The following is a 19,001-nucleotide window of genomic DNA, read 5'->3' as shown; positions in this document are numbered from 1 at the left end:
CGGATCGGCGCGACCGGTCGGAGGAGGAGACATGGACGAGAACACGCCCGTCTTCGCGATCGCCGTCGCCGCCGAGCTGGCGGGGATGCACCCGCAGACGCTCCGGCAGTACGACCGGCTCGGGCTCGTGAGCCCGACCCGCACCGCGGGCAAGTCGCGCCGCTACTCGATGCGCGACGTGGTGCAGCTGCGCGAGGTCGCCCGGCTCTCCTCCGAGGGCGTCTCGCTCGAGGGCATCGCGCGCATCCTGCAGCTCGAGAACCAGGTGCAGTCGCTCTCGCAGCGGGTGCGCGAGCTGGAGTCGGCCCTCGCCGACGAGCTCCTGAACCGGCCGGGCCGCCGCGTGTTCGCCGCCGGACTCGAGGGGGACGTGGTCACTCTGCGCCACGGCACGCGCGCGCAGCGCCGGACCGAGCTGGTCGTATGGCGCCCCGCGCCACGATCAGGGGTCACCGACGACGCCGCGCCCTGAACGAGGGGTAGCCTGACCGGGCGCCGCCCCGTCACCGCGGCGCCCGTCGCTCCGCTCGGGGCGGAGAGCAGGAGGACCGCCGTGGACAACGACAGCAGCACCCCGCGCGACGAGCGCGACGCCCGCCGGGAGCAGGCCGCCCAGGAGCAGGCCCCCCAGGAGCAGGCGTCGGACGCCTCGCGACAGGAGCAGGCCCCGGACGCCACGCGCGCGTCCCGCAGGACGCCCGTCGTCCCCGACAACGGGTTCTCCCGCGAGTCCTACGCGATCCACGCCGCCCGCAGCGACCTCCCCCTCTTCTCGGAGGCGCTGAACGTCGGCCGCGACGACTCCGGCTGGCTGTCGTCGCTCTCGAGCACCCTCGCCGGACCCACCGGGCCGGTCGGCTCCCCGGACTCGGCCGCTGAGACGGCGCAGGCCGCGCTCGACCGCCGCACTCGCCGTCGGAGCGACGAGTCCGACTCCTGAGCCGCGGCTCCGGCTAGTCGCGCAGGCGCGTCGCGGCCATCCGGGCGTCGACCAGGCGGCCGCCGCTGAGGCGGGCGAGGATCACGGAGCCGAACGGCAGCGCGCGCACGAGGGGCAGGCCCTCGACCCGCTCCTCGTCCGTGTAGCCGAGGAGGACGTACATCCCGACCACGGCGATCGCGGCGATCGTCGCGACCCGCGCCGGGATCTGGTCCATCGTGCCGCCTCCGCCGTCGATCGGCTCGGCGAGCGTGACGCACATGAGGAAGATCGACGCGTAGGCCGCCAGGTGCACGTGGGAGCGCCTCCACGGGCGCGCGAGCGCGGCGATCGGCAGGATCCAGAGGGCGTACCAGGGGTGGATGGCGGTCGACGCCGTCACGAACGCGAGCAGCGCACCGGACAGGCGGGCGAGCGGATCGATGGAGCGCCGCGACAGCATGAGGCGCGCAGCGATCAGGCCGGCGAGCCCGAGCGCGAGGATCTTGACCACGGCGATCGCCGCGGCGGGGTCGTGACCGGTGAACTCGACGGCGCGGGAGACCGAGACCGTGACGAACGACATCGGCGCGTACCAGTGCAGGATCGAGCCGGGCACGACCATCGCCGCGACCCAGCCGACCCCGACGCCCGCGAGCAGCCCGACGGCGACCACGAGGCCGAGCGCTCCGGCGCCCGTCCAGAGCCAGCCGCGGGTGCGCTCGCGCCACGTCGCGTCGTGGCGCAGCCACAGGAGCGCGAGCACGGGGAGCGCGATCACGGCGATCGGCTTGATCGCGATCGCTCCGGCCATCAGCACGACGGCGGCGATGCGCCGGTCGGTCTGGGCGTAGTAGAGCGACGCGAGGATGAGCGCCAGCATCACGGAGTCGTTGTGGCCGGCGACGACGAAGAGCACGAGGGTCAGCGGGTTGGCGACGATCGTCCAGGCGGTGAGCGGGACCGAGAGGCCGCGCAGGCGCGCCAGGCGGAGCGCGTAGACAGCCATGACGGCCACGCCCGCGACCGACACGGCGCGGAGCATCGCGATCGAGAGCTCCGGTGCGCCGTAGCCCGCGAACTGCACGGCGGTGCGCTCGATCAGGAGGTAGAGGGGCCCGTAGGGCGTGGGCGTGTCGGCCCAGAGCGGGTCGACGCCGAGGTCGAACCAGCCCGGGAGCGTCGCGACGCCGTGGGTGTAGGGGTCGATGCCCTGGGTCATCAGGCGACCCTGCGCCACGTAGGAGAACATGTCGTGGCTGAACAGCGGCACCGTCACGAGGAGCGGAGCGGTCCAGGCGAGGGCCGCCACCACGATGGTGCGGACGGAGCCGGGGCCCGCCGCGAGCGCGACCGTGCGCAGGCGGAGCCACGCGATCAGCAGCAGCATCCCGCCGCCCACGACGAGGGCGCCGCTGGACTCGGTGAGCCAGCCCGTGGCGCGGATCGAGGCGACGAGAGGCCAGTCGCGGATGGGCGAGCCGGCGGGCAGGTAGCCCACGCCGAGCGAGCCGAGGAGGATCGCGATCGAGCCCAGCAGGCCCGTCGCCAGCGGTGCGGCCTCCATGAAGCGGAGCCGCGGTCGGCGCTGCCGTCCCGATGCCCGGGCCGTGTCCGGCCGCTCGATCGTCCCCCGTGAAGCCATCGGAGCCACGCTAAAGGATGGGACTCCGAAGTGCATGGACGGCCGGTGAACGGTTGATCAGTCGGCGCTCAGGTTGTACAAGCACCCGCACGCGCACCGATCAGGGCAGGCGCGGCACCGGGGCCGGCTCCGCGAAGCGCAGCTGGTTGCCGAACGGATCGATCACGTCGAGCGCGAAGCCGAACGGCGTGCGGGTGATCCGCGGGTTGAGGTAGGGGTACGCCTTCGCGTCGAGCTCGGCGTGCAGCTCGCGGACACCGCGGAGGGCGACGTGCACCGCGGCGCCGGGACTGCCGTCGCGGTGGTGCTCGCTGAGGTGCAGGCGGAGCCCCGAGCGCGACACCTGCAGGTAGAGGGGGGCGTCCAGCGCGGCGCGGTGCTCCCAGTCCACCTCGAAGCCGAGGTAGTCGACGTAGAACTCGCCCGCCTTGGCGACCGAGAAGATCCGCAGGATCGGCACGGCCGCCTCCAGTCGCACCGGCTCGAGCCGGTCCGGCTCCTCCGCGCTCGACCGGTCCCGTGCACGCCGTCTCGTCTCCACGCCACGAGGCTAGCCGCCCCGCGGTCGGCCCGGCGCCGGAGGGTCAGTCGACGAGATCGAGACCGCGCAGCAGCCGGAGGGTCTCGACCCCGGCGGGCGGGCAGCGGCCCGCATCGGAGCCGTCGACCCAGTGCAGCGAGTCGATCTCGCCGCTCGGGCGCGCCTCCCGGTCGAGCTCGGCGGCGAAGACGCTCATGTGGACCTCCCGCCCCTCCGGCTCGCCGTGCGCCTGGGTCCGGACGGTGAACAGGGGCACGAGGCCGAGGGCGACGGCGCCGAGCTCCTCGCGGGCCTCGCGGGCCGCCGCCTCGATCCCGCTCTCGCCCTCGTCGACCTTGCCGCCGGGGAGGTAGAGGACGTCGCGGCCCCGTGCCGTGACCATCAGGACCTGCCGGTCGCGGAGGACGGCGACGGCGGACACGATGATCGGCGGGAGGGTGCTCATCCGCTCATCATGCCCGTCGCGGGCGGACCGTCGCGGCGCCCCCGCGGCTACCATGGGGGCACACCAGAAGGACGCGCGCAGCCGGCGCGCGCCGGGGCCCCGTGCGCCCGAACAGCTGAGGAGCAACCCGTGGCAGAACCCACCACCCTCGACAAAGTCATCACCCTCGCGCAGCACAGGGGATTCGTCTTCCCCTCGGGTGAGATCTACGGGGGCACCCGCTCCGCGTGGGACTACGGGCCGCTCGGCGTGGAGTTCAAGGAGAACATCAAGCGCCAGTGGTGGAAGACCTTCGTGCAGGGCCGGGGCGACGTCGTCGGCCTGGACTCCGCGGTCATCCTGCCCACGGCGATCTGGCACGCCTCGGGACACGTCGGCGTCTTCTCGGACCCGCTGACCGAGTCGCTGATCACCCACAAGCGCTACCGCGCCGACCACCTCTTCGAGAAGTACGAGGAGGTCAACGGCCACCCGCCCGTGAACGGCCTCGCCGACATCCCGGACCCGGAGCACCCCGACAAGGTCGGCCAGTGGACCGAGATCAAGCAGTTCTCGGGCCTGATGAAGACCTACCTCGGCGTCGTCGACGACGAGTCGGGGCTGCACTACCTGCGTCCCGAGACCGCCCAGGGCATCTTCACCAACTTCGCGAACGTGCTGCAGAGCGCCCGTCGCAAGCCGCCCTTCGGCATCGGTCAGATCGGCAAGGCGTTCCGCAACGAGATCACCCCCGGCAACTTCATCTTCCGCACCCGCGAGTTCGAGCAGATGGAGCTCGAGTTCTTCGTCGAGCCCGGCACGGACGAGGAGTGGCAGGAGACCTGGATGCAGCTCGCCTGGGACTGGTTCGTCGGGCTCGGGATGAACCCCGAGAACATCCGGCAGTACGAGCACCCGAAGGACAAGCTCTCCCACTACTCCAAGCGCACCGTCGACATCGAGTACCGCTTCAGCTTCGCCTCGGGCGAGTGGGGCGAGCTGATGGGAGTCGCGAACCGCACCGACTACGACCTCAAGACGCACATCGAGCACTCGGGCAAGGACCTCTCGTTCTTCGACCAGAACAAGAACGAGCGCTACGTGCCGTTCGTGATCGAGCCGTCGTTCGGTCTCACCCGCGCGCTCATGGCGTTCCTCGTCGACGCCTACGAGGAGCAGGAGCTGCCGCCGAACGCCAAGGGCAAGGTCGAGACGCGGACCGTGCTGCACCTCGACCCGCGCCTGGCGCCGGTGAAGGTGGCCGTGCTGCCGCTCTCGCGCAACGAGGCACTCTCGCCGCTCGCGCGCCGCGTCGCCGACCAGCTGCGCCAGCTCTGGAACGTCGACTTCGACGACTCCGGAGCGATCGGCCGCCGCTACCGCCGCCAGGACGAGATCGGCACCCCGTACTGCGTGACCGTCGACTTCGACTCGCTCGAGGACGACGCCGTGACCGTCCGCGACCGCGACACGATGAAGCAGGAGCGCATCCCGCTCGAGCAGCTCGAGTCGTACCTCTTCACCGGGCTCCGCGGGGCCTGACACTCCTCCCGGGACGCCGCCGACCGGACGGGTCGGCGGCGTCCCGCCCGGCGCGGACCAGCCGGCCCTGCGGTCAGCGCTCGCGGGCGAGCAGGGCGAAGACGAGGGTCGAGGTCCACTCGCCCTTGCAGAACTCGTCCTCCCGGTGGTGCGCCTCGAGGCGCATCCCGAGGCGCTCGCAGAGGCGGGCGGAGGCGGTGTTCCGAGCGTCGAGCTGCGCGATCACGCGGTGGGCGCCGAGGGTGTCGAACGCGAGGTCGAGCAGCGCCCGGGCGGCCTCGGTCGCGTAGCCGCGCCCCTGCGCCTCCGGGTGCAGCACCCAGCCGATCTCGACCGCCTCCTGCTCGACGGACGTCGCGATGAGCGTGAGGTCGCCGATCATCCGCCCGGCGAGGACGCCCTCCCGGGGGACGATCGCCAGCACGGCCACGTCGCCGTCAGCGGCGAGCCGTGTCGAGGGGAGGCGGCGCTGCAGGTGCGCCCGCGACTCCTCGGGGGTGCGCACCGGCCAGCGGAGGAACCGGACGGCGTCGGCGTCGCCCTGGTATCGCGCGTGGTCCTCGGCGTCCTCCGGTCCGAGGGGACGCAGGAGCAGGCGCGCGGTGAGTAGCGGCGCGGAGCGCAGCGGTTCCGCGTCGAAGGGGAGCCGGAGGCTCACGCGGTGGCGGCGTCAGAGTCGGGGCGCGCGGCGGCGGGCTCGGCCGGGACCTCGATGCCGAAGAGCGCCTCGAGCCCGGTGAGGTACGCCTCCTGCGCTCCGGCGCGCGCGTAGTCGCGGGCGCGGACGCTCGGGGTGTGCAGCAGCACGCCGGCGAGGTGGCGGAGCGCCTGCTCGGTGCGGCCGTCCTCGTCGCCGCGCGAGCGGGCCCGCTCGATCTCGGCGTCGAGCGCGTCGAACACGTGGGCGCGCAGGGCGACGACGGCCGGAGTGAGGCTCTTCTCGTCGGCGACGTCCGAGAACTTCCGGGCCGCCTTGTCGACGAGCGCGCGCGCCTGCTGCGACGCGTCGAGCACGTCGAGAGGCGCGTGCAGGCTGATCGTCTCGAGGTCGAGGAGCTCGACGCCGGCGACCGAGGTGACGTCGGAGGCGACGTTGCGCGGCAGGCCCAGGTCGATCACGAGCTGGCGCTCGCGGGAGAAGCCCTGGAGGCGCCCGGCGGCGAGCAGAGCGGCGTCGAGCACCGGCTCCTGGGTCGTGGTGCAGGTGATGACGATGTCGGCCGAGACCGCCTCGAGCGCGAGATCGGCGGCGGCGATGGGCCGGAGCGAGCGGCGGGCGGCGAAGCCCTCGGCGCGGCCGGAGGGGGAGTGCACGGCGATGTCCACCACTCCGCGGTCGCGCAGGGCCGCGACGGTCGCCCGCGCGTAGCTGCCGGTGCCGACGAGGAGGACGCGGGCGGCCCGCCAGTCGGTGACGCGGCTCGCGGCCAGGTCGAGCGCGAGGCGCACGATCGAGCGGCCGGCGCTGCCGAGGCCGGTGCGGTTCTTGATGCCGCGCGAGGTCTGCGAGGCGCGCTGGAACAGCCGCTCGAGCTCGGAGGAGGTGGTGCCGAGGCGGCGCGCCTCCTCGAGGGACCGGCGGACCTGGCCCGCGATCTCGCCCTCGCCGACCACGACGGACTCGAGCCCGCTGGAGACGGCGAAGAGGTGCTCGGCCACCCGGTCGCCCGAGACGACGTCGACGCTCCCGCGCAGCTCGTCCTGCTCGACGCCGGTCGCGGCGCTGACGGCGGCGGTGGCGGCCTCGACGGCGACGGCCTGCGCGGCGGTCAGCGGCTCCTCGATGTCGAGGTAGGCCTCGAAGCGGTTGCAGGTCGCGACGACGACGGCTCCGGAGACGAAGTCGATCCCCTCGGAGAGGGCCGCGGTCACGGCGGAGGAGTCGACGGAGAGCTTCTCGAGGAGATCGAAGCTGGCGTTCTTGTGCGACGCCGTCAGACACAGAAGCACCACGTCAGTCTACCCGCGCTCTGCGGGGCGGGGTCCCCGGACTGGGGAGGAATGCACGGATGCGCCTGGAATAATGCCGCGGTGACCTCCCCCACCGACGGCCTGCTCGATCCGCTGCACCCCCTCTCCGCCGGCCGCACGGCCGACTCGCTGCTCCTGCGCGCCTACCGCTCCGAGCGGGGCGAGAGGACGCCCGTCTGGTTCATGCGACAGGCCGGCCGCAGCCTCCCGGAGTACCGGGCCCTGCGCACCGACACGAAGATGCTCGACGCCTGCCTCGACCCGGCGCTGGCGAGCGAGATCACCCTGCAGCCGGTGCGGCGCCACGGAGTGGACGCGGCCATCTTCTTCAGCGACATCGTGATCCCGCTGCGGCTCGCGGGCGTCGGCGTCGACATCGTCCCGGGTCGCGGTCCGGTGCTCGAGAAGCCGGTGCGCACGGCCGCCGACGTCGCCGAGCTCGCCTCGATCGAACCGTCCGTCCTCGACGAGACGCTCGAGCCCATCCGCGAGGGAGTGCGCCGCACCGTCGCGGGCCTCGGCGACACACCGCTCATCGGCTTCGCCGGCGCTCCCTTCACCCTGGCCGCCTACCTGGTGGAGGGCGGCCCGTCCAAGGACCACCTGCGCGCGCGGACGATGATGCACGCCGACCCCGCCGCCTGGGCTCAGCTGATGGAGTGGACCGCCGAGGTCACCGGCCGCTTCCTCCGCGCGCAGGTGCTCGCCGGGGCCAGCGCCGCGCAGCTCTTCGACTCCTGGGCCGGGGCGCTCTCGCTCTCGGACTACACGACCCACGTCGCTCCCGCCTCCGCGCGCGCCCTCGTCCACGTGCGCGACCTCGCATTCGACCACGGGGAGACGCGCCGCAACGTCCCGATCGTGCACTTCGGCGTCGGCACCGGCGAGCTGCTCGGAGCGATGCACGGCATCGGCGCCGACGTGGTGGGCGTCGACTACCGGATACCGCTCGACGAGGCCAACCACCGCCTCGGCGGCTTCGTGCCGGTGCAGGGCAACGTCGACCCGGCGCTGCTGACCGCGCCGTGGGAGGTCCTCGAGGCCCACGTCGACGACGTGCTCCGCCGAGGCCTGAGCGCCCCCGCGCATGTGCTCAACCTCGGCCACGGCGTGCCGCCCGAGACCGACCCCGACGTGCTCACGCGCCTCGTCGCGTTCGTGCACGCCTGGCGGCCGTGAGCGAGGAGCGCCCCCGCGACGCGGCGTCGTACGACGTCGCGATCGTCGGCGGCGGAGTGGCGGGGCTCGCCGCCGCCGCGGAGTGCCTGAGCATCGGCCTGCGCGTCGTGGTGCTCGAGGCGGGGGAGCGGGTCGGCGGCTCCGTCTCTCCGCTCGTCCTGGCCGGAGCCGCGCTCGACGCGGGCGCCGAGAGCTTCGCCACCCGCGGCGGCCACGTCGAGCGGGCGCTCGCCGCGCTGACCCTCGACGGCGTCCCGCTCGCCGAGTCGATCGTCGAGCCGCGGACGCACGGCTCGTGGCTGCACCTCTCGGGCGGCCGCTCCGTGCCGTCGCCCCGGGCCGGCATCCTCGGCATCCCCGGCACGCCGCTCGCCCCCGACGTCGTGCGGGCGATCGGCCGCCGCGGCGCCTGGCGCGCCTGGCTCGACACCCTGATGCCGGTGCTGCGCATCGGCCGCGCCCACTCCCTCGCCGAGCTGGTGCGCACCCGGATGGGCGAGCGCGTGCTCGAGGACCTGGTCGCGCCGGTCGTCTCCGGCGTCTACTCGAGCCGGCCGGACGACATCGACGTCGACCTCGCCGCACCCGGACTGAACGGCGCGCTCACCCGCGCGGGCTCCCTCGCCCGGGCAGTGGCCGCCCTCCGCGCGAACCTCCCGGCCGGAGTCGCGGTCCGCGGGCTCGAGGGCGGGATGCACCGCCTGGTCGCCGCGCTGGTCCAGCGGATCGACTACCTCTCCGGCGAGATCCGCACCGGCGCCTCCGTGCAGCGGCTCGAGGGCTCCGACGGGGACTTCGTCCTGACCCTCGCCGACGGCGCTCTGAGCGCCCGAGCGGTGATCGTCTCGACCCCGGAGCGCGACGCCCGGGCGCTGCTCGCCGGCCTCGCCCCCGCCGTCGCGGAGCGCGCCGACGAGGCGCCCCACGACTCCGTCGAGCTGGTGACCCTCGTCCTCGACGACGCCCGCCTGGACACAGCCCCCCGCGGCTCCGGCGTGCTCGTGGCGCCCACCGCCACCGACGTCACGGCCAAGGCGATCACGCACGCGACCGCGAAGTGGGACTGGCTGGCCGCCTCCCTCCCTCCCGGGCGCCACGTGCTGCGCCTCTCCTACGGGCGCCCGGGCGAGCGCCCGCCGCTCGAGGGGCGCACCGATGCCGAGGCGGCCGCGATCGCCCTGCTCGACGCCTCGACGCTGCTCGGACTCGCCCTCGATCCGGCGTCGCTCGTCGACTCCGCCCGGGTACGCTGGGCCAACGTCCGGCCCGCCGCGGCGCTGGGCCGCCGTGCGCACCTGGAGGCGTTCCGCGAGGCGCTCCTCCCGATCGAGGGAGTCGCCGTGACCGGCACCTGGATCGCGGGCACGGGCCTCGCCTCGGTGCTCCCGCACGCCGCCGAGACGGCCGCCCTTATCCGGCGCCGACTGGTGCGTCAAGGAGTCGGGCTGCCGAGCGACGCCCGCGACGCCGACGGCTACTCTTAGGCCCAGGCATCCGCGCGAGTGCGCGGCGTGCCCCGGCACGAGTGGTCACCGACCGCGTGGACGATCGCGAGAGCGACCCAGGACGAGGAGTAGGCGTGAAGGGCAAGATTCTTTTCGTGGCAGGAGCCGCAGCCGGGTACGTGCTGGGAGCACGCGCCGGCCGCAAGCGGTACGAGCAGATCGCCTCGGCGGCAGGCCGCTTCTGGCGGACCCAGCCGGTGCAGGACGTCGCGGGCGCCGTCGGCGGTGCCGCGAAGACCCAGCTGAGCAGCGTCTCGGACAAGGCGTACGAGGTCGTGCGCTCGGTGGTCGTCAAGGCCGTGTCCGGCGGCAGGAAGGCCCAGGGAGCGAGCGACGCGGAGGCGTCGGCCGCCGGCCGCAAGGCGGCCTCGAAGGTCGACGAGGCCGCGGCGTCGGCCGGCTCCGGCGGGTCGACGACGTCCACCTCCACCAGCAGGGCCTAGTGCTCATCCCCCCGGCCGTGCCAGGCGCGCGCCGGCCGGCACGTCCCACCCTCGAGGAGCTCCCGTGGTGAACGAACGCAATCCCAAGAACGCCCGATCACTGGGAGAGCTGGTCAGCGACCTGCCCGGCCTCGTGATCGAGCTCGTCAAGGCCGAGGTCGCCTCGCTGAAGAACGAGCTGGCGGGCAAGGCGAAGAGCGCGGGTCTGGCCGTCGGCCTGTTCGCGGTCGCGGCCTTCCTCCTCCTGACCGCGTGGGCGACGCTGGTCGCCTTCGCGATCATCGGCATCGCCTCCTGGCTTCCGGCCTGGCTGTCGGCGCTGATCGTGACGGTCTTCTTCCTCCTGGTGGCCGTGATCCTCGCCCTCGTCGGCGTGCGCACCATCAAGAAGGCCGTGCCGCCGGTGCCGCAGGACTCGATCAACAGCATCAAGAAGGACGTCCAGGCGTTCAAGGGAGTGGGCAGCTATGACAACTGAGCGATCCGTCAGCAGCACCACGCCCCGCTTCGTCGACCCGGCGGAGCTGAAGCCCGGCCAGCTGAAGGCCGACATCGAGCGCGCTCGCTCCGAGCTGGCCGCGACCCTCGACGCGATCGAGTACAAGGTCAACGTGCCGCGCAAGGTGCGCACGGCCCAGCGGACGATCGAGCGCAAGCTCCAGGTGGTGCGCCGCCAGAACCCCTCCGCGCTGATCGCCGGAGCGGTCGGCGCCGCCGCCGCCGTGGGCCTCGTCGTCTGGGGCGTCGCGAAGCAGATCATCGAGGACTGAGCGCCGGAGGGCCCGGGGCGCTAGCGTCCCGGGCCCTCCGGCGCCAGAGCCCCCGCCGCTTTTGTGCATCGGCACGAGCGGAGGGATGATGGATCAATGACCGATCAGACCGCCGGCACGGCGGGTCCCGTTCAGTCCGCCCCCGACACGAGCGCCGCCGCTCCGGCGCCGCAGCCCCCCGCCGATCAGGATCACTCCGATCAGGCCCTGGGGTACACGCTCTGGGCGGTTCTCCGCAGGGATCCCGCACGTCCGTTCACCCTCTCCAGCGACGCCGTGGATCCCGCGGTGAAGCAGTACGAGCACCTCGTCGCCCAGCTCGAGGGCGAGGGCGTGACCGTCCGCGGCACCTACGACGTCTCGGCCCTGCGCGCCGACGCCGACATCATGCTGTGGCTCACGGGCCCGGCGCCCGAGGAGCTGCAGCGGGCCTGCCGCGAGCTGCGGCGCACGGAGCTGCTGGTCGGCCTCCTGCCGACGTGGAACGCGATGGGCGTGCACCGCGACGCCGAGTTCAGCTCGAACCACCTCCCCGCCTACATGCGCGGGAAGGCGCCGGCCCGCTGGCTCACGGTCTACCCCTTCGTCCGCTCCTACGAGTGGTACATCCTCCCCGAGGAGGAGCGCCGCGCGATGCTCGCCCAGCACGGGCGCCAGGGCTCGCGGTTCCGCTCCGTCCTGACCAACACGGTCGCCTCGTTCTCACTCGGCGACTACGAGTGGATCCTCGCCCTCGAGGACGAGGAGCTCGTCAACCTCGTCGACCTCATGCGCGACCTGCGCGCCACCGAGGCCCGCCGCCACGTGCGCGAGGAAGTCCCCTTCTACACAGGACGGCGCATCGACGCCGACCAGATCGCCGAGGTGCTCCGATGAGCGACACGACCAGTGAGCCGATCCTCGTCCGCGGGGCCACCCCCGCGGCGGCGTCCGGCCCCGAGCACGTCGAGGTCCCCGTGGCGTACGACGCGATCCTCCTCGCCGGCTTCGGCGGCCCCGAGGGTCAGGACGACGTCATCCCGTTCCTCCGCAACGTCACCCGCGGCCGCGGCATCCCGGAGGAGCGCCTCGAGGAAGTCGCCCACCACTACCGCCACTTCGGCGGCGTCAGCCCGATCAACGCGCAGAACCGCGCGTTGAAGAAGGCGCTCGAGGCCGAGCTCGCGAACCGCGGCATCGACCTCCCCGTGCTCTGGGGCAACCGCAACTGGGCGCCCTACATGAGCGAGGCCGTCGCCGAGGCGAAGGAGCGCGGGTTCACCAACCTGCTCGCCATCGCCACCAGCGCGTACTCCTCCTTCTCGTCCTGCAGGCAGTACCGCGAGGACTACGCCGCGGCGCTCGACGCGACCGGCCTCGAGGGCGAGCTGCGGATCGACAAGGTGCGCCAGTTCTTCGACCACCCCGGCTTCGTCATGCCGTTCGTCAAGGCCGTCCACGACGGGCTCGACGAGCTGCGCGAGCGGATGCCCGACCTCGATGTCACGTCCGAGGTGGAGGTGCTGTTCTCGACGCACTCGATCCCCATGGCCGACGCCGAGCGCAGCGGACCCCACGAGCGCCACGACGACGGCACCGTCGTCGACGTGCACGGGTTCGGACCGGGCGGCGCCTACGAGGCGCAGCACCTCGCCGTCGCCGAGGTCGTCATGGCCGCCGCCACGGACGAGGACGTGCCCTGGCAGCTGGTCTACCAGTCGCGCTCCGGCCCGCCCACCCAGCCCTGGCTCGAGCCGGACATCAACGACGCCATCGCTGAGCTGCCGGCCCGCGGCCGCCGCGCGCTGCTGATCGTCCCGCTCGGCTTCGTGTCCGACCACATGGAGGTCATGTGGGACCTCGACAACGAGGCCCTCGAGACCTCGGAGGAGCACGGACTCGTCGCGCTCCGCGTCGCGACCCCCGGCACGGACCCGGTCTACGTCTCCGGCCTGATCGACCTGGTCCTCGAGCGCGTCAACGGCGTGCCGACGGAGGACCGGCTCTCGATGACGGCGCTCGGCCCCTGGTACGACGTCTGCCGCCCCGGCTGCTGCGAGAACGTGCGAGCGGGGTTCAAGCCCGCACTGGCGGGAGTCGCACCGTGATGAGGAGTCGTCTGTCGTGAGCATCAGAGTCGGCACCCGCGCGAGCGCGCTCGCGGTGGCGCAGACCCGGATGACGGCCGATCTGATGTCGGCCGCCGCGGGGGTCCCCGTGGAGCTGGTGCGCATCGAGTCGGACGGCGACCGCATGCGCGGCTCGCTCGCCTCCCTCGGCGGCACCGGCGTGTTCGTCAGCGCTCTGCGCGACGCGCTGCTCGCCGGGCGCTGCGATGCGATCGTGCACTCGCTGAAGGACCTGCCCACCGCTCCGGTGGAGGGCCTGCTGCTCGGAGCGGTCCCCGAGCGGGAGGACCCGCGCGACGCGCTCTGCGCGCGCGACGGGCTCACCCTGGCGACCCTGCCGGTCGGAGCCCGCGTGGGCACGGGCTCGCCCCGTCGGCGCGCGGCGCTGCTGGCCGCCCGTCCGGACCTCGAGATCGTGGACATCCGCGGCAACATCGACACCAGGCTCCGGAGGGTGCTGCCCGGCAGCGACTCGCCGCTGGACGCGATCGTGCTCGCCCTGTCCGGCCTGCGCCGCCTCGGCCGGGTCGACGCGATCACCGAGGTGCTCGGCTTCGACGTCTCCCCGCACGCCCCCGGTCAGGGAGCGCTGGCCATCGAGGTGCGCGACGAGGAGCCGTCGGAGGAGCTTCGCGCCGCTCTCGCAGCGGTCGAGCACGTGCCGACCCGCGCGGCGATCACGGCCGAGCGGTCGCTCCTCGCCTCCCTCGAGGCCGGGTGCGCCGCTCCGATCGGGGCCTCCGCGGTCGTCGAGGAGGACCGCGTCGTCCTGCACGGCGTGGTCTTCGCCGTCGACGGCGCGGCGTCCCTCGCACGGGAGGTCGCGGAGCCGGTCGATAACGGTTCGGTCGGCGGTGGTCGACACCGGGCGGATCCGCAGTATGGTGGTCGCGAACTGCCCGTCGTCGAAGCCGCGTTCCGTTGCGGCTCTCTGCTCGCTGACGCGCTTCTCGGTGCGGGTGCCGCCGAACTCGCACCCCTGGGAGCCCCTTCGTGATCGTCCCCGCCGCCTACTCCCAGTGGGAGAAGCCGTTGCAGGGGTGGCGCATCCTCGTCCCCCGCGGAGGCCCGTGGGGGGACGGTGTCGCCGCCGCTCTCCGAGCCAAGGGAGCCTCGCCCGTCGTCGCTCCGATGATCAACTTCGCGCCGACCGACGACTTCCCCGCGCTCGAGCAGGCCCTCGCCGACCTCGAGGCCGGCGCCTTCGACTGGATGACCGTCACGAGCGCCACCACGGTCGATGTCCTCTCCCTCCTGCGCACCACCGTGCCCGCGAGCACCAAGGTGGCGGCGGTCGGCGAGACCACGGCGGCCGCGCTCGTCGCCGCCGGGTACTCCGTCGACCTCGTCCCCTCCGAGGACAACTCCGCCCGCGGCCTCCTGGCCGAGTGGGAGGAGGCCACCGGCGGCCGACACCCCCTGCGCGTGCTGACGCTGCGGTCCGAGATCGCCAAGCCGCTGCTCACCGAGGGCCTCACCCGCATCGGGCACGACGTGCGCTCCGTGGTCGCCTACCGCACGGTCGGCGTCCCGGTGGAGGAGCGCGTCGTGGCGGATGTCGCCGGCGGAGCCGTGCACGCGATCCTCGTCACCTCGGGCAGCGTGGCGGAGCAGGTCCAGAAGCAGCTCGGCCCGGTGCCCGAGTCGATCCTCGTCGCCGCGATCGGCCCGCAGACCGCGAAGGACGCCCGCGCCTTCGGCCTGCGCGTCGACGTCGTCGCCGACGAGCGCTCGGCCTCCTCCCTCATCGACGCGGTCGCCGCCGTCGCCACGGAGCGCGCTCCCCGCTGAGCCGCCTCCCCGGCGCGACGTCGGCCGGGAGGGGCGGGCCTCGCCCCGCAGGCCAGGGATCCGCCTCTCGGCTGATGTCGTGCGTCCGGAGCACCTCCACGGGGTGAGGCGTCCGCGCTCCCGGGAGGTGCTCGGCGGGGCGGGATTACGCTGGAGGACATGACTGCCATCCGCCCGCGCCGCCTCCGCACGACCCCCGCACTCCGCCGTCTCGTCCAGGAGACGCGCATCCACCCGGCGCAGCTGATCCTGCCCCTCTTCGTGGCCGAGGGGACCACCGAGGCCCAACCGATCGGGTCGATGCCGGGGGTGATGCACCACTCGCTGGACAGCGTCCGCGGTGCGGTGACGGAGGCGGCCGAGGCGGGGATCGGCGGTGTGATGCTGTTCGGCGTGCCGACCACGCGCGACGCGGTCGGCTCCGGTGCGACCGACCCCGACGGCGTGCTCAACGCCGCGACGCGGGTCGTCGTGGAGGAGGTCGGCGACGCGCTGGTCGTGCAGACCGACCTGTGCCTGGACGAGTTCACCGACCACGGCCACTGCGGTGTCCTCGACGACCGCGGGCGCGTCGACAACGACGCCACGCTCCTCCGCTACGAGGAGATGGCGCTCGCCCAGGCCGAGGCCGGCTCCCACCTGCTCGGGCTCTCGGGGATGATGGACGGCCAGGTCGGAGCGATCCGCGCCGCTCTCGACGGCGCCGGGCACCTGGACACCGCGATCCTCGCGTACTCGGCGAAGTACGCCTCCAGCTTCTACGGTCCGTTCCGCGAGGCCGTGCAGTCCACGCTCGAGGGCGATCGCCGCACCTACCAGCAGGACCCGGCGAACCGCCGCGAGGGCCTGCGCGAGGCGACCCTCGACCTCGCCGAGGGCGCCGACGTGGTGATGGTGAAGCCGGCCATGAGCTACCTCGACGTGCTCTCGGACGTCGCATCCGTCTCGGACGTGCCGGTCTGGGCGTACCAGGTGTCGGGGGAGTACGCGATGATCGAGGCCGCCGCCGCGAACGGCTGGATCTCGCGCGAGCCGGCGATCCTGGAGTCGGTCACGGGGATCCTCCGCGCGGGGGCCGACGCGGTTCTCACCTACTGGGCCGTCGAGATCGCTCGCGACCTGCTGAAGTAACCGCCTCCTCCTCCCGGGAGCGAGCCTCGGCATCTCGTCCGAAAGCGCTCCTCCGGCGCGAGGGCGCCGGGCGGCGCGCGTACCCTGGAGGGGTGACCACCTCGGCGAACGACACCCTGTACGAGCGTGCCCGGCACGCGATCCCCGGAGGCGTCAACTCGCCCGTCAGAGCGTTCCGCTCGGTCGGCGGGACCCCGCGCTTCATGGTCTCGGCCGCCGGCCCGTACATCACGGACGCGGACGGGCGCGAGTACGTCGACCTCGTCTGCTCCTGGGGCCCCGCCGTCCTCGGGCACGCGCACCCCGAGGTCGTCGCGGCGGTGCAGGAGGCGGCCGCCCGCGGTCTCTCGTTCGGCGCGTCCACTCCCGCCGAGACCGACCTCGCCGAGCTGGTCGAGGCGCGGATCACGGCCGGGGGAGTCTCGCCGATCGAGAAGCTCCGCCTGGTCTCCACCGGCACCGAGGCGACGATGACGGCGATCCGCCTCGCCCGCGGCGTCACCGGCCGCGACCTGCTGATCAAGTTCTCCGGCCACTACCACGGCCACTCCGACGGGCTGCTCGCCGATGCCGGCTCCGGTCTCGCGACCCTCTCGCTGCCCGCCTCCGCCGGCGTCACGGCCGCGACCGCGGCCCAGACGATCGTGCTGCCGTACAACGACCTCGAGGCGGTGCGCGCGGTCCTGGCCGAGCGTGGCGCCGACATCGCGGCGGTCATCACCGAGGCCGCGGCCGCCAACATGGGCGTGGTCGCTCCGGACCCGGGCTTCAACGCGGCCCTCGCCGAGCTCGTGCACGCGAACGGATCGCTGCTGATCATGGACGAGGTGCTGACCGGCTTCCGCGTGAGCGCCGGCGGCTGGTGGGGGCTCGAGAACCGCGGCGCCGAGGCTCCGTACCGGGCCGACCTCTACACCTTCGGCAAGGTCATCGGCGGAGGGATGCCGGTCGCGGCTCTCGGCGGCCGTGCGGACGTCATGGATCACCTGGCGCCGCTCGGGCCGGTGTACCAGGCGGGCACCCTCTCCGGGAACCCGGTCGCGGTGGCCGCGGGCATCCGGACGCTGCAGCTGGCCGACGACGCGGTCTACGCCTCGCTGGACGCCACGGCGCTGACTCTCCAGCGCGAGGTGTCGGCGGCGCTGACGGCCGAGGGCGTCGCGCACACGGTGCAGACGGCCGGGAGCCTCTTCAGCTTCATGTTCACGGACCTGGGCCGGCCGGTGCGCGACTACGCTGAGGTCCAGGCGCAGGAGTCGTTCCGCTACCCGGCGTTCTTCCACGCGATGCTCGATGCGGGCGTCTCGCTGCCGCCGTCGGTGTACGAGGCCTGGTTCGTCTCGGCCGCGCACGACGACGCGGCGATCGGGCGCATCGTGGACGCGCTGCCGGCGGCGGCGAAGGCCGCGGCGGCCGCTCGGGCGTAGGCTCCCGGGCCACCCGCGGATCAGGCGGGGGCCCGCCGCACCGGAGCTCCGGGCGGCGGACGTTCCGCGCGCCCGGCCGCCGGCGTGCGGCGACCGGACAGGGGCCCTCAGCCCCGGCGCGAGACCGACTTCGGCAGCACGAACACCAGCGCGAAGGCGGCGACCGCCATCAGGGTGCTGAGGAGCATCGCGGGAGCCGCGGCGTCGAGGAAGCCCGAGGCGACCGTGTCCGGACCCGTGATGACGAGGCTCCCGAACAGCACGCTGCCGATGACCGCGATGCCCACGGCCGAGCCGATGCGCTGGATCGCCGAGATCACGCCGCTCGCCGCGCCCGCGTCCTGCGGGTCGACGGTCGAGACGATGAACTGCACGTTCGGGGCGATGAAGAAGCCGTTGCCGAGGCCCGCGATCAGCAGCGGCGGCAGGAGCTGCCAGTTGCTGATCGAGTCCGGGGTCGCGGTCAGCAGCACCAGCCAGACCCAGCCGAGCCCGACGGCGAGGAGTCCGCTGCCCATCACCAGGACGTTGCGGCCCAGGCGCGCGGTCATCCGGTTGCTCTGCGAGGAGCTGATGATGCTGCCGATCGCGAAGGGGATCGACACCAGGCCCGACTCGAGCGCGGTGTGGCCGAGGCCCGACTGCCAGAGCAGCGAGATGGTGAAGAAGATGCTCGTGAAGGCCGCGAAGTAGACCAGCGCGAGGATCACGCCTCCGGTGAAGGCCGGATGGCGGAACAGCGACGGCGGCACCAGGGGAGCGCGGCCGCGGCGGACATGGAGGACCTCCCAGGCGCCGAACGCGGCGAGGAGCAGGACTCCGCCGGCGATCGAGAGGAAGGTCCACAGCGGCCAGCCCTCGTCCTCGCCCTGGATGAGCGGGACGAGCAGGGCGACCAGGCCGCCGGAGACGAGCACGAGGCCGAGCCAGTCGACGCCTCCGCTCGGGGCGCGGTCGCCGGCCTCGAGGTCGCGACGGGCGGGGAGGAGGACCGCGGCGGCGATCAGGGTCGCGACGCCGATGGGCAGGTTCACCCAGAAGACCAGGCGCCAGCCGTTCTCGTCGCCGAAGGCCTGGATGATCAGGCCGCCGATGATCGGGCCGAGCGCCGACGAGACGCCGAGGACCGCGCCCATGACCGCGAACGCCTTGCCGCGCGAGGGACCGCGGAACAGGAGCTGGATGTAGGCGTTGACCGCCGGGACGAAGACGCCGCCCGCCAGGCCCTGCACGATGCGGGCGATGACGAGCTGGGTGTCGTCCGCGGCCAGTCCGCACGCGAAGCTGGCGACGGTGAAGAGGGCGATGCCGCTGACGAAGACCCACTTGTGCCCGAAGCGGTCGCCGAGGCGGCCGGCGGGGATGAGGGCGAGGCCGAACGCGAGGGCGTAGCCGGAGATGATCCAGGAGAGCGTCGACTCGGAGGCGTCGAGCGTGGTGCGGATGGTGGGCAGCGCCACGTTCACGATGGTCGTGTCGAGCAGGGCGATGAACATGCCCGCGAGCAGGACGATCAGCGAGCGCCAGGCGCGCTTGTCGGGGGCGGGAGGGGCGCCGGTCGATCGGGCGGTCGACGTCTCGGTCATCGCAGGAGTGCCTTTCGAG

At 73.3% G+C, this 19,001-nt stretch carries 20 protein-coding genes; 14 read left to right on the top strand and 6 right to left on the bottom strand.

Annotated elements, in window-relative coordinates; all coding sequences use genetic code 11:
- The first annotated feature begins 31 nt into the window (after positions 1–31).
- Both C5C50_RS12380 and C5C50_RS12375 read left to right on the top strand, forming a co-directional pair.
- Complete coding sequence (locus tag C5C50_RS12380) at positions 32–472, top strand: heat shock protein transcriptional repressor HspR (protein ID WP_104273557.1); 441 nt, start codon at positions 32–34, stop codon at positions 470–472.
- A gap of 81 nt (positions 473–553) precedes the next feature.
- Positions 554–940: a hypothetical protein gene (locus C5C50_RS12375; RefSeq protein ID WP_104273556.1), complete on the top strand. Its 387-nt coding sequence runs from the start codon at positions 554–556 to the stop codon at positions 938–940.
- 13 nt (positions 941–953) lie between these two features.
- On the opposite strand, the gene mptB is transcribed toward C5C50_RS12375, so the two are convergent.
- The 3 genes from mptB to C5C50_RS12360 form a co-directional block, all read right to left on the bottom strand.
- Positions 954–2,564, bottom strand: coding sequence for a polyprenol phosphomannose-dependent alpha 1,6 mannosyltransferase MptB (gene mptB / locus C5C50_RS12370; RefSeq protein ID WP_146085894.1), 1,611 nt, complete (start codon positions 2,562–2,564; stop codon positions 954–956).
- 100 nt (positions 2,565–2,664) lie between these two features.
- Entirely contained in the window at positions 2,665–3,105 is a 441-nt protein-coding gene (locus tag C5C50_RS12365) for a glyoxalase superfamily protein (protein WP_208543318.1), read from the bottom strand.
- A gap of 43 nt (positions 3,106–3,148) precedes the next feature.
- The gene (locus C5C50_RS12360; protein WP_104273554.1) at positions 3,149–3,550 is read right to left on the bottom strand and encodes an NUDIX domain-containing protein; all 402 of its coding nucleotides are present in this window, start codon (positions 3,548–3,550) and stop codon (positions 3,149–3,151) included.
- A 129-nt stretch (positions 3,551–3,679) separates the two neighbouring features.
- Here C5C50_RS12360 and C5C50_RS12355 point away from each other — a divergent pair, with 129 nt between their 5' ends.
- The gene (locus C5C50_RS12355) at positions 3,680–5,071 is read left to right on the top strand and encodes a glycine--tRNA ligase (protein ID WP_104226140.1); all 1,392 of its coding nucleotides are present in this window, start codon (positions 3,680–3,682) and stop codon (positions 5,069–5,071) included.
- Positions 5,072–5,144: 73 nt separating this feature from the next.
- On the opposite strand, the gene C5C50_RS12350 is transcribed toward C5C50_RS12355, so the two are convergent.
- Together C5C50_RS12350 and C5C50_RS12345 are read right to left on the bottom strand one after the other, a co-directional pair.
- Entirely contained in the window at positions 5,145–5,729 is a 585-nt protein-coding gene (locus tag C5C50_RS12350; RefSeq protein WP_104273553.1) for a GNAT family N-acetyltransferase, read from the bottom strand.
- Positions 5,726–7,021 (bottom strand): glutamyl-tRNA reductase, encoded by a 1,296-nt coding sequence (locus tag C5C50_RS12345; protein WP_104222952.1) that lies wholly within the window; start codon positions 7,019–7,021, stop codon positions 5,726–5,728. The genes C5C50_RS12350 and C5C50_RS12345 overlap by 4 nt, the downstream gene beginning before the upstream one ends.
- Positions 7,022–7,072: 51 nt before the next feature.
- Between C5C50_RS12345 and hemE the strand changes: the two genes are divergently transcribed.
- The 11 genes from hemE (at position 7,073) to hemL (ending at position 17,396) form a co-directional block, all read left to right on the top strand.
- Positions 7,073–8,221, top strand: a complete 1,149-nt coding sequence (gene hemE, locus C5C50_RS12340) for a uroporphyrinogen decarboxylase (protein WP_104273552.1) — start codon at positions 7,073–7,075, stop codon at positions 8,219–8,221.
- Positions 8,218–9,705 (top strand): NAD(P)/FAD-dependent oxidoreductase, encoded by a 1,488-nt coding sequence (locus tag C5C50_RS12335; RefSeq protein ID WP_258067748.1) that lies wholly within the window; start codon positions 8,218–8,220, stop codon positions 9,703–9,705. The genes hemE and C5C50_RS12335 overlap by 4 nt, the downstream gene beginning before the upstream one ends.
- Before the next feature lie 116 nt (positions 9,706–9,821).
- Positions 9,822–10,169, top strand: coding sequence for a hypothetical protein (locus tag C5C50_RS17350; RefSeq protein ID WP_146085893.1), 348 nt, complete (start codon positions 9,822–9,824; stop codon positions 10,167–10,169).
- A 67-nt stretch (positions 10,170–10,236) separates the two neighbouring features.
- Positions 10,237–10,647, top strand: a complete 411-nt coding sequence (locus C5C50_RS12325) for a phage holin family protein (protein WP_258062864.1) — start codon at positions 10,237–10,239, stop codon at positions 10,645–10,647.
- Positions 10,637–10,939, top strand: a complete 303-nt coding sequence (locus tag C5C50_RS12320; protein ID WP_104222879.1) for a DUF3618 domain-containing protein — start codon at positions 10,637–10,639, stop codon at positions 10,937–10,939. The genes C5C50_RS12325 and C5C50_RS12320 overlap by 11 nt, the downstream gene beginning before the upstream one ends.
- 96 nt (positions 10,940–11,035) lie before the next feature.
- Positions 11,036–11,815: a hydrogen peroxide-dependent heme synthase gene (gene hemQ / locus C5C50_RS12315; protein ID WP_104273550.1), complete on the top strand. Its 780-nt coding sequence runs from the start codon at positions 11,036–11,038 to the stop codon at positions 11,813–11,815.
- Positions 11,812–13,026 (top strand): ferrochelatase, encoded by a 1,215-nt coding sequence (locus tag C5C50_RS12310; protein WP_104273549.1) that lies wholly within the window; start codon positions 11,812–11,814, stop codon positions 13,024–13,026. The genes hemQ and C5C50_RS12310 overlap by 4 nt, the downstream gene beginning before the upstream one ends.
- A 16-nt stretch (positions 13,027–13,042) precedes the next feature.
- Positions 13,043–14,044 (top strand): hydroxymethylbilane synthase, encoded by a 1,002-nt coding sequence (gene hemC / locus C5C50_RS12305; protein WP_104273548.1) that lies wholly within the window; start codon positions 13,043–13,045, stop codon positions 14,042–14,044.
- Positions 14,044–14,838 carry a uroporphyrinogen-III synthase gene (locus tag C5C50_RS12300; protein WP_104222950.1) on the top strand — a complete coding sequence of 265 codons (795 nt, stop codon included), beginning with the start codon at positions 14,044–14,046 and terminating at the stop codon, positions 14,836–14,838. Before hemC ends, C5C50_RS12300 begins: the two co-directional genes overlap by 1 nt.
- Positions 14,839–14,997: 159 nt before the next feature.
- Complete coding sequence (gene hemB, locus C5C50_RS12295) at positions 14,998–15,969, top strand: porphobilinogen synthase (protein WP_104273547.1); 972 nt, start codon at positions 14,998–15,000, stop codon at positions 15,967–15,969.
- 92 nt (positions 15,970–16,061) lie between these two features.
- Positions 16,062–17,396, top strand: a complete 1,335-nt coding sequence (gene hemL, locus C5C50_RS12290; protein WP_104246920.1) for a glutamate-1-semialdehyde 2,1-aminomutase — start codon at positions 16,062–16,064, stop codon at positions 17,394–17,396.
- 107 nt (positions 17,397–17,503) lie between these two features.
- On the opposite strand, the gene C5C50_RS12285 is transcribed toward hemL, so the two are convergent.
- Positions 17,504–19,001 (bottom strand): MFS transporter (locus tag C5C50_RS12285; protein WP_374954505.1); only part of this gene is annotated, 1,498 nt, incomplete at its 5' end.

It is taken from the genome of Rathayibacter sp. AY1D9, assembly GCF_002932395.1.
GTDB lineage: Bacteria > Actinomycetota > Actinomycetes > Actinomycetales > Microbacteriaceae > Rathayibacter.
Note: the sequence above shows the minus strand (reverse complement) of the source record. Positions and strands in the feature narration are given on the sequence as shown.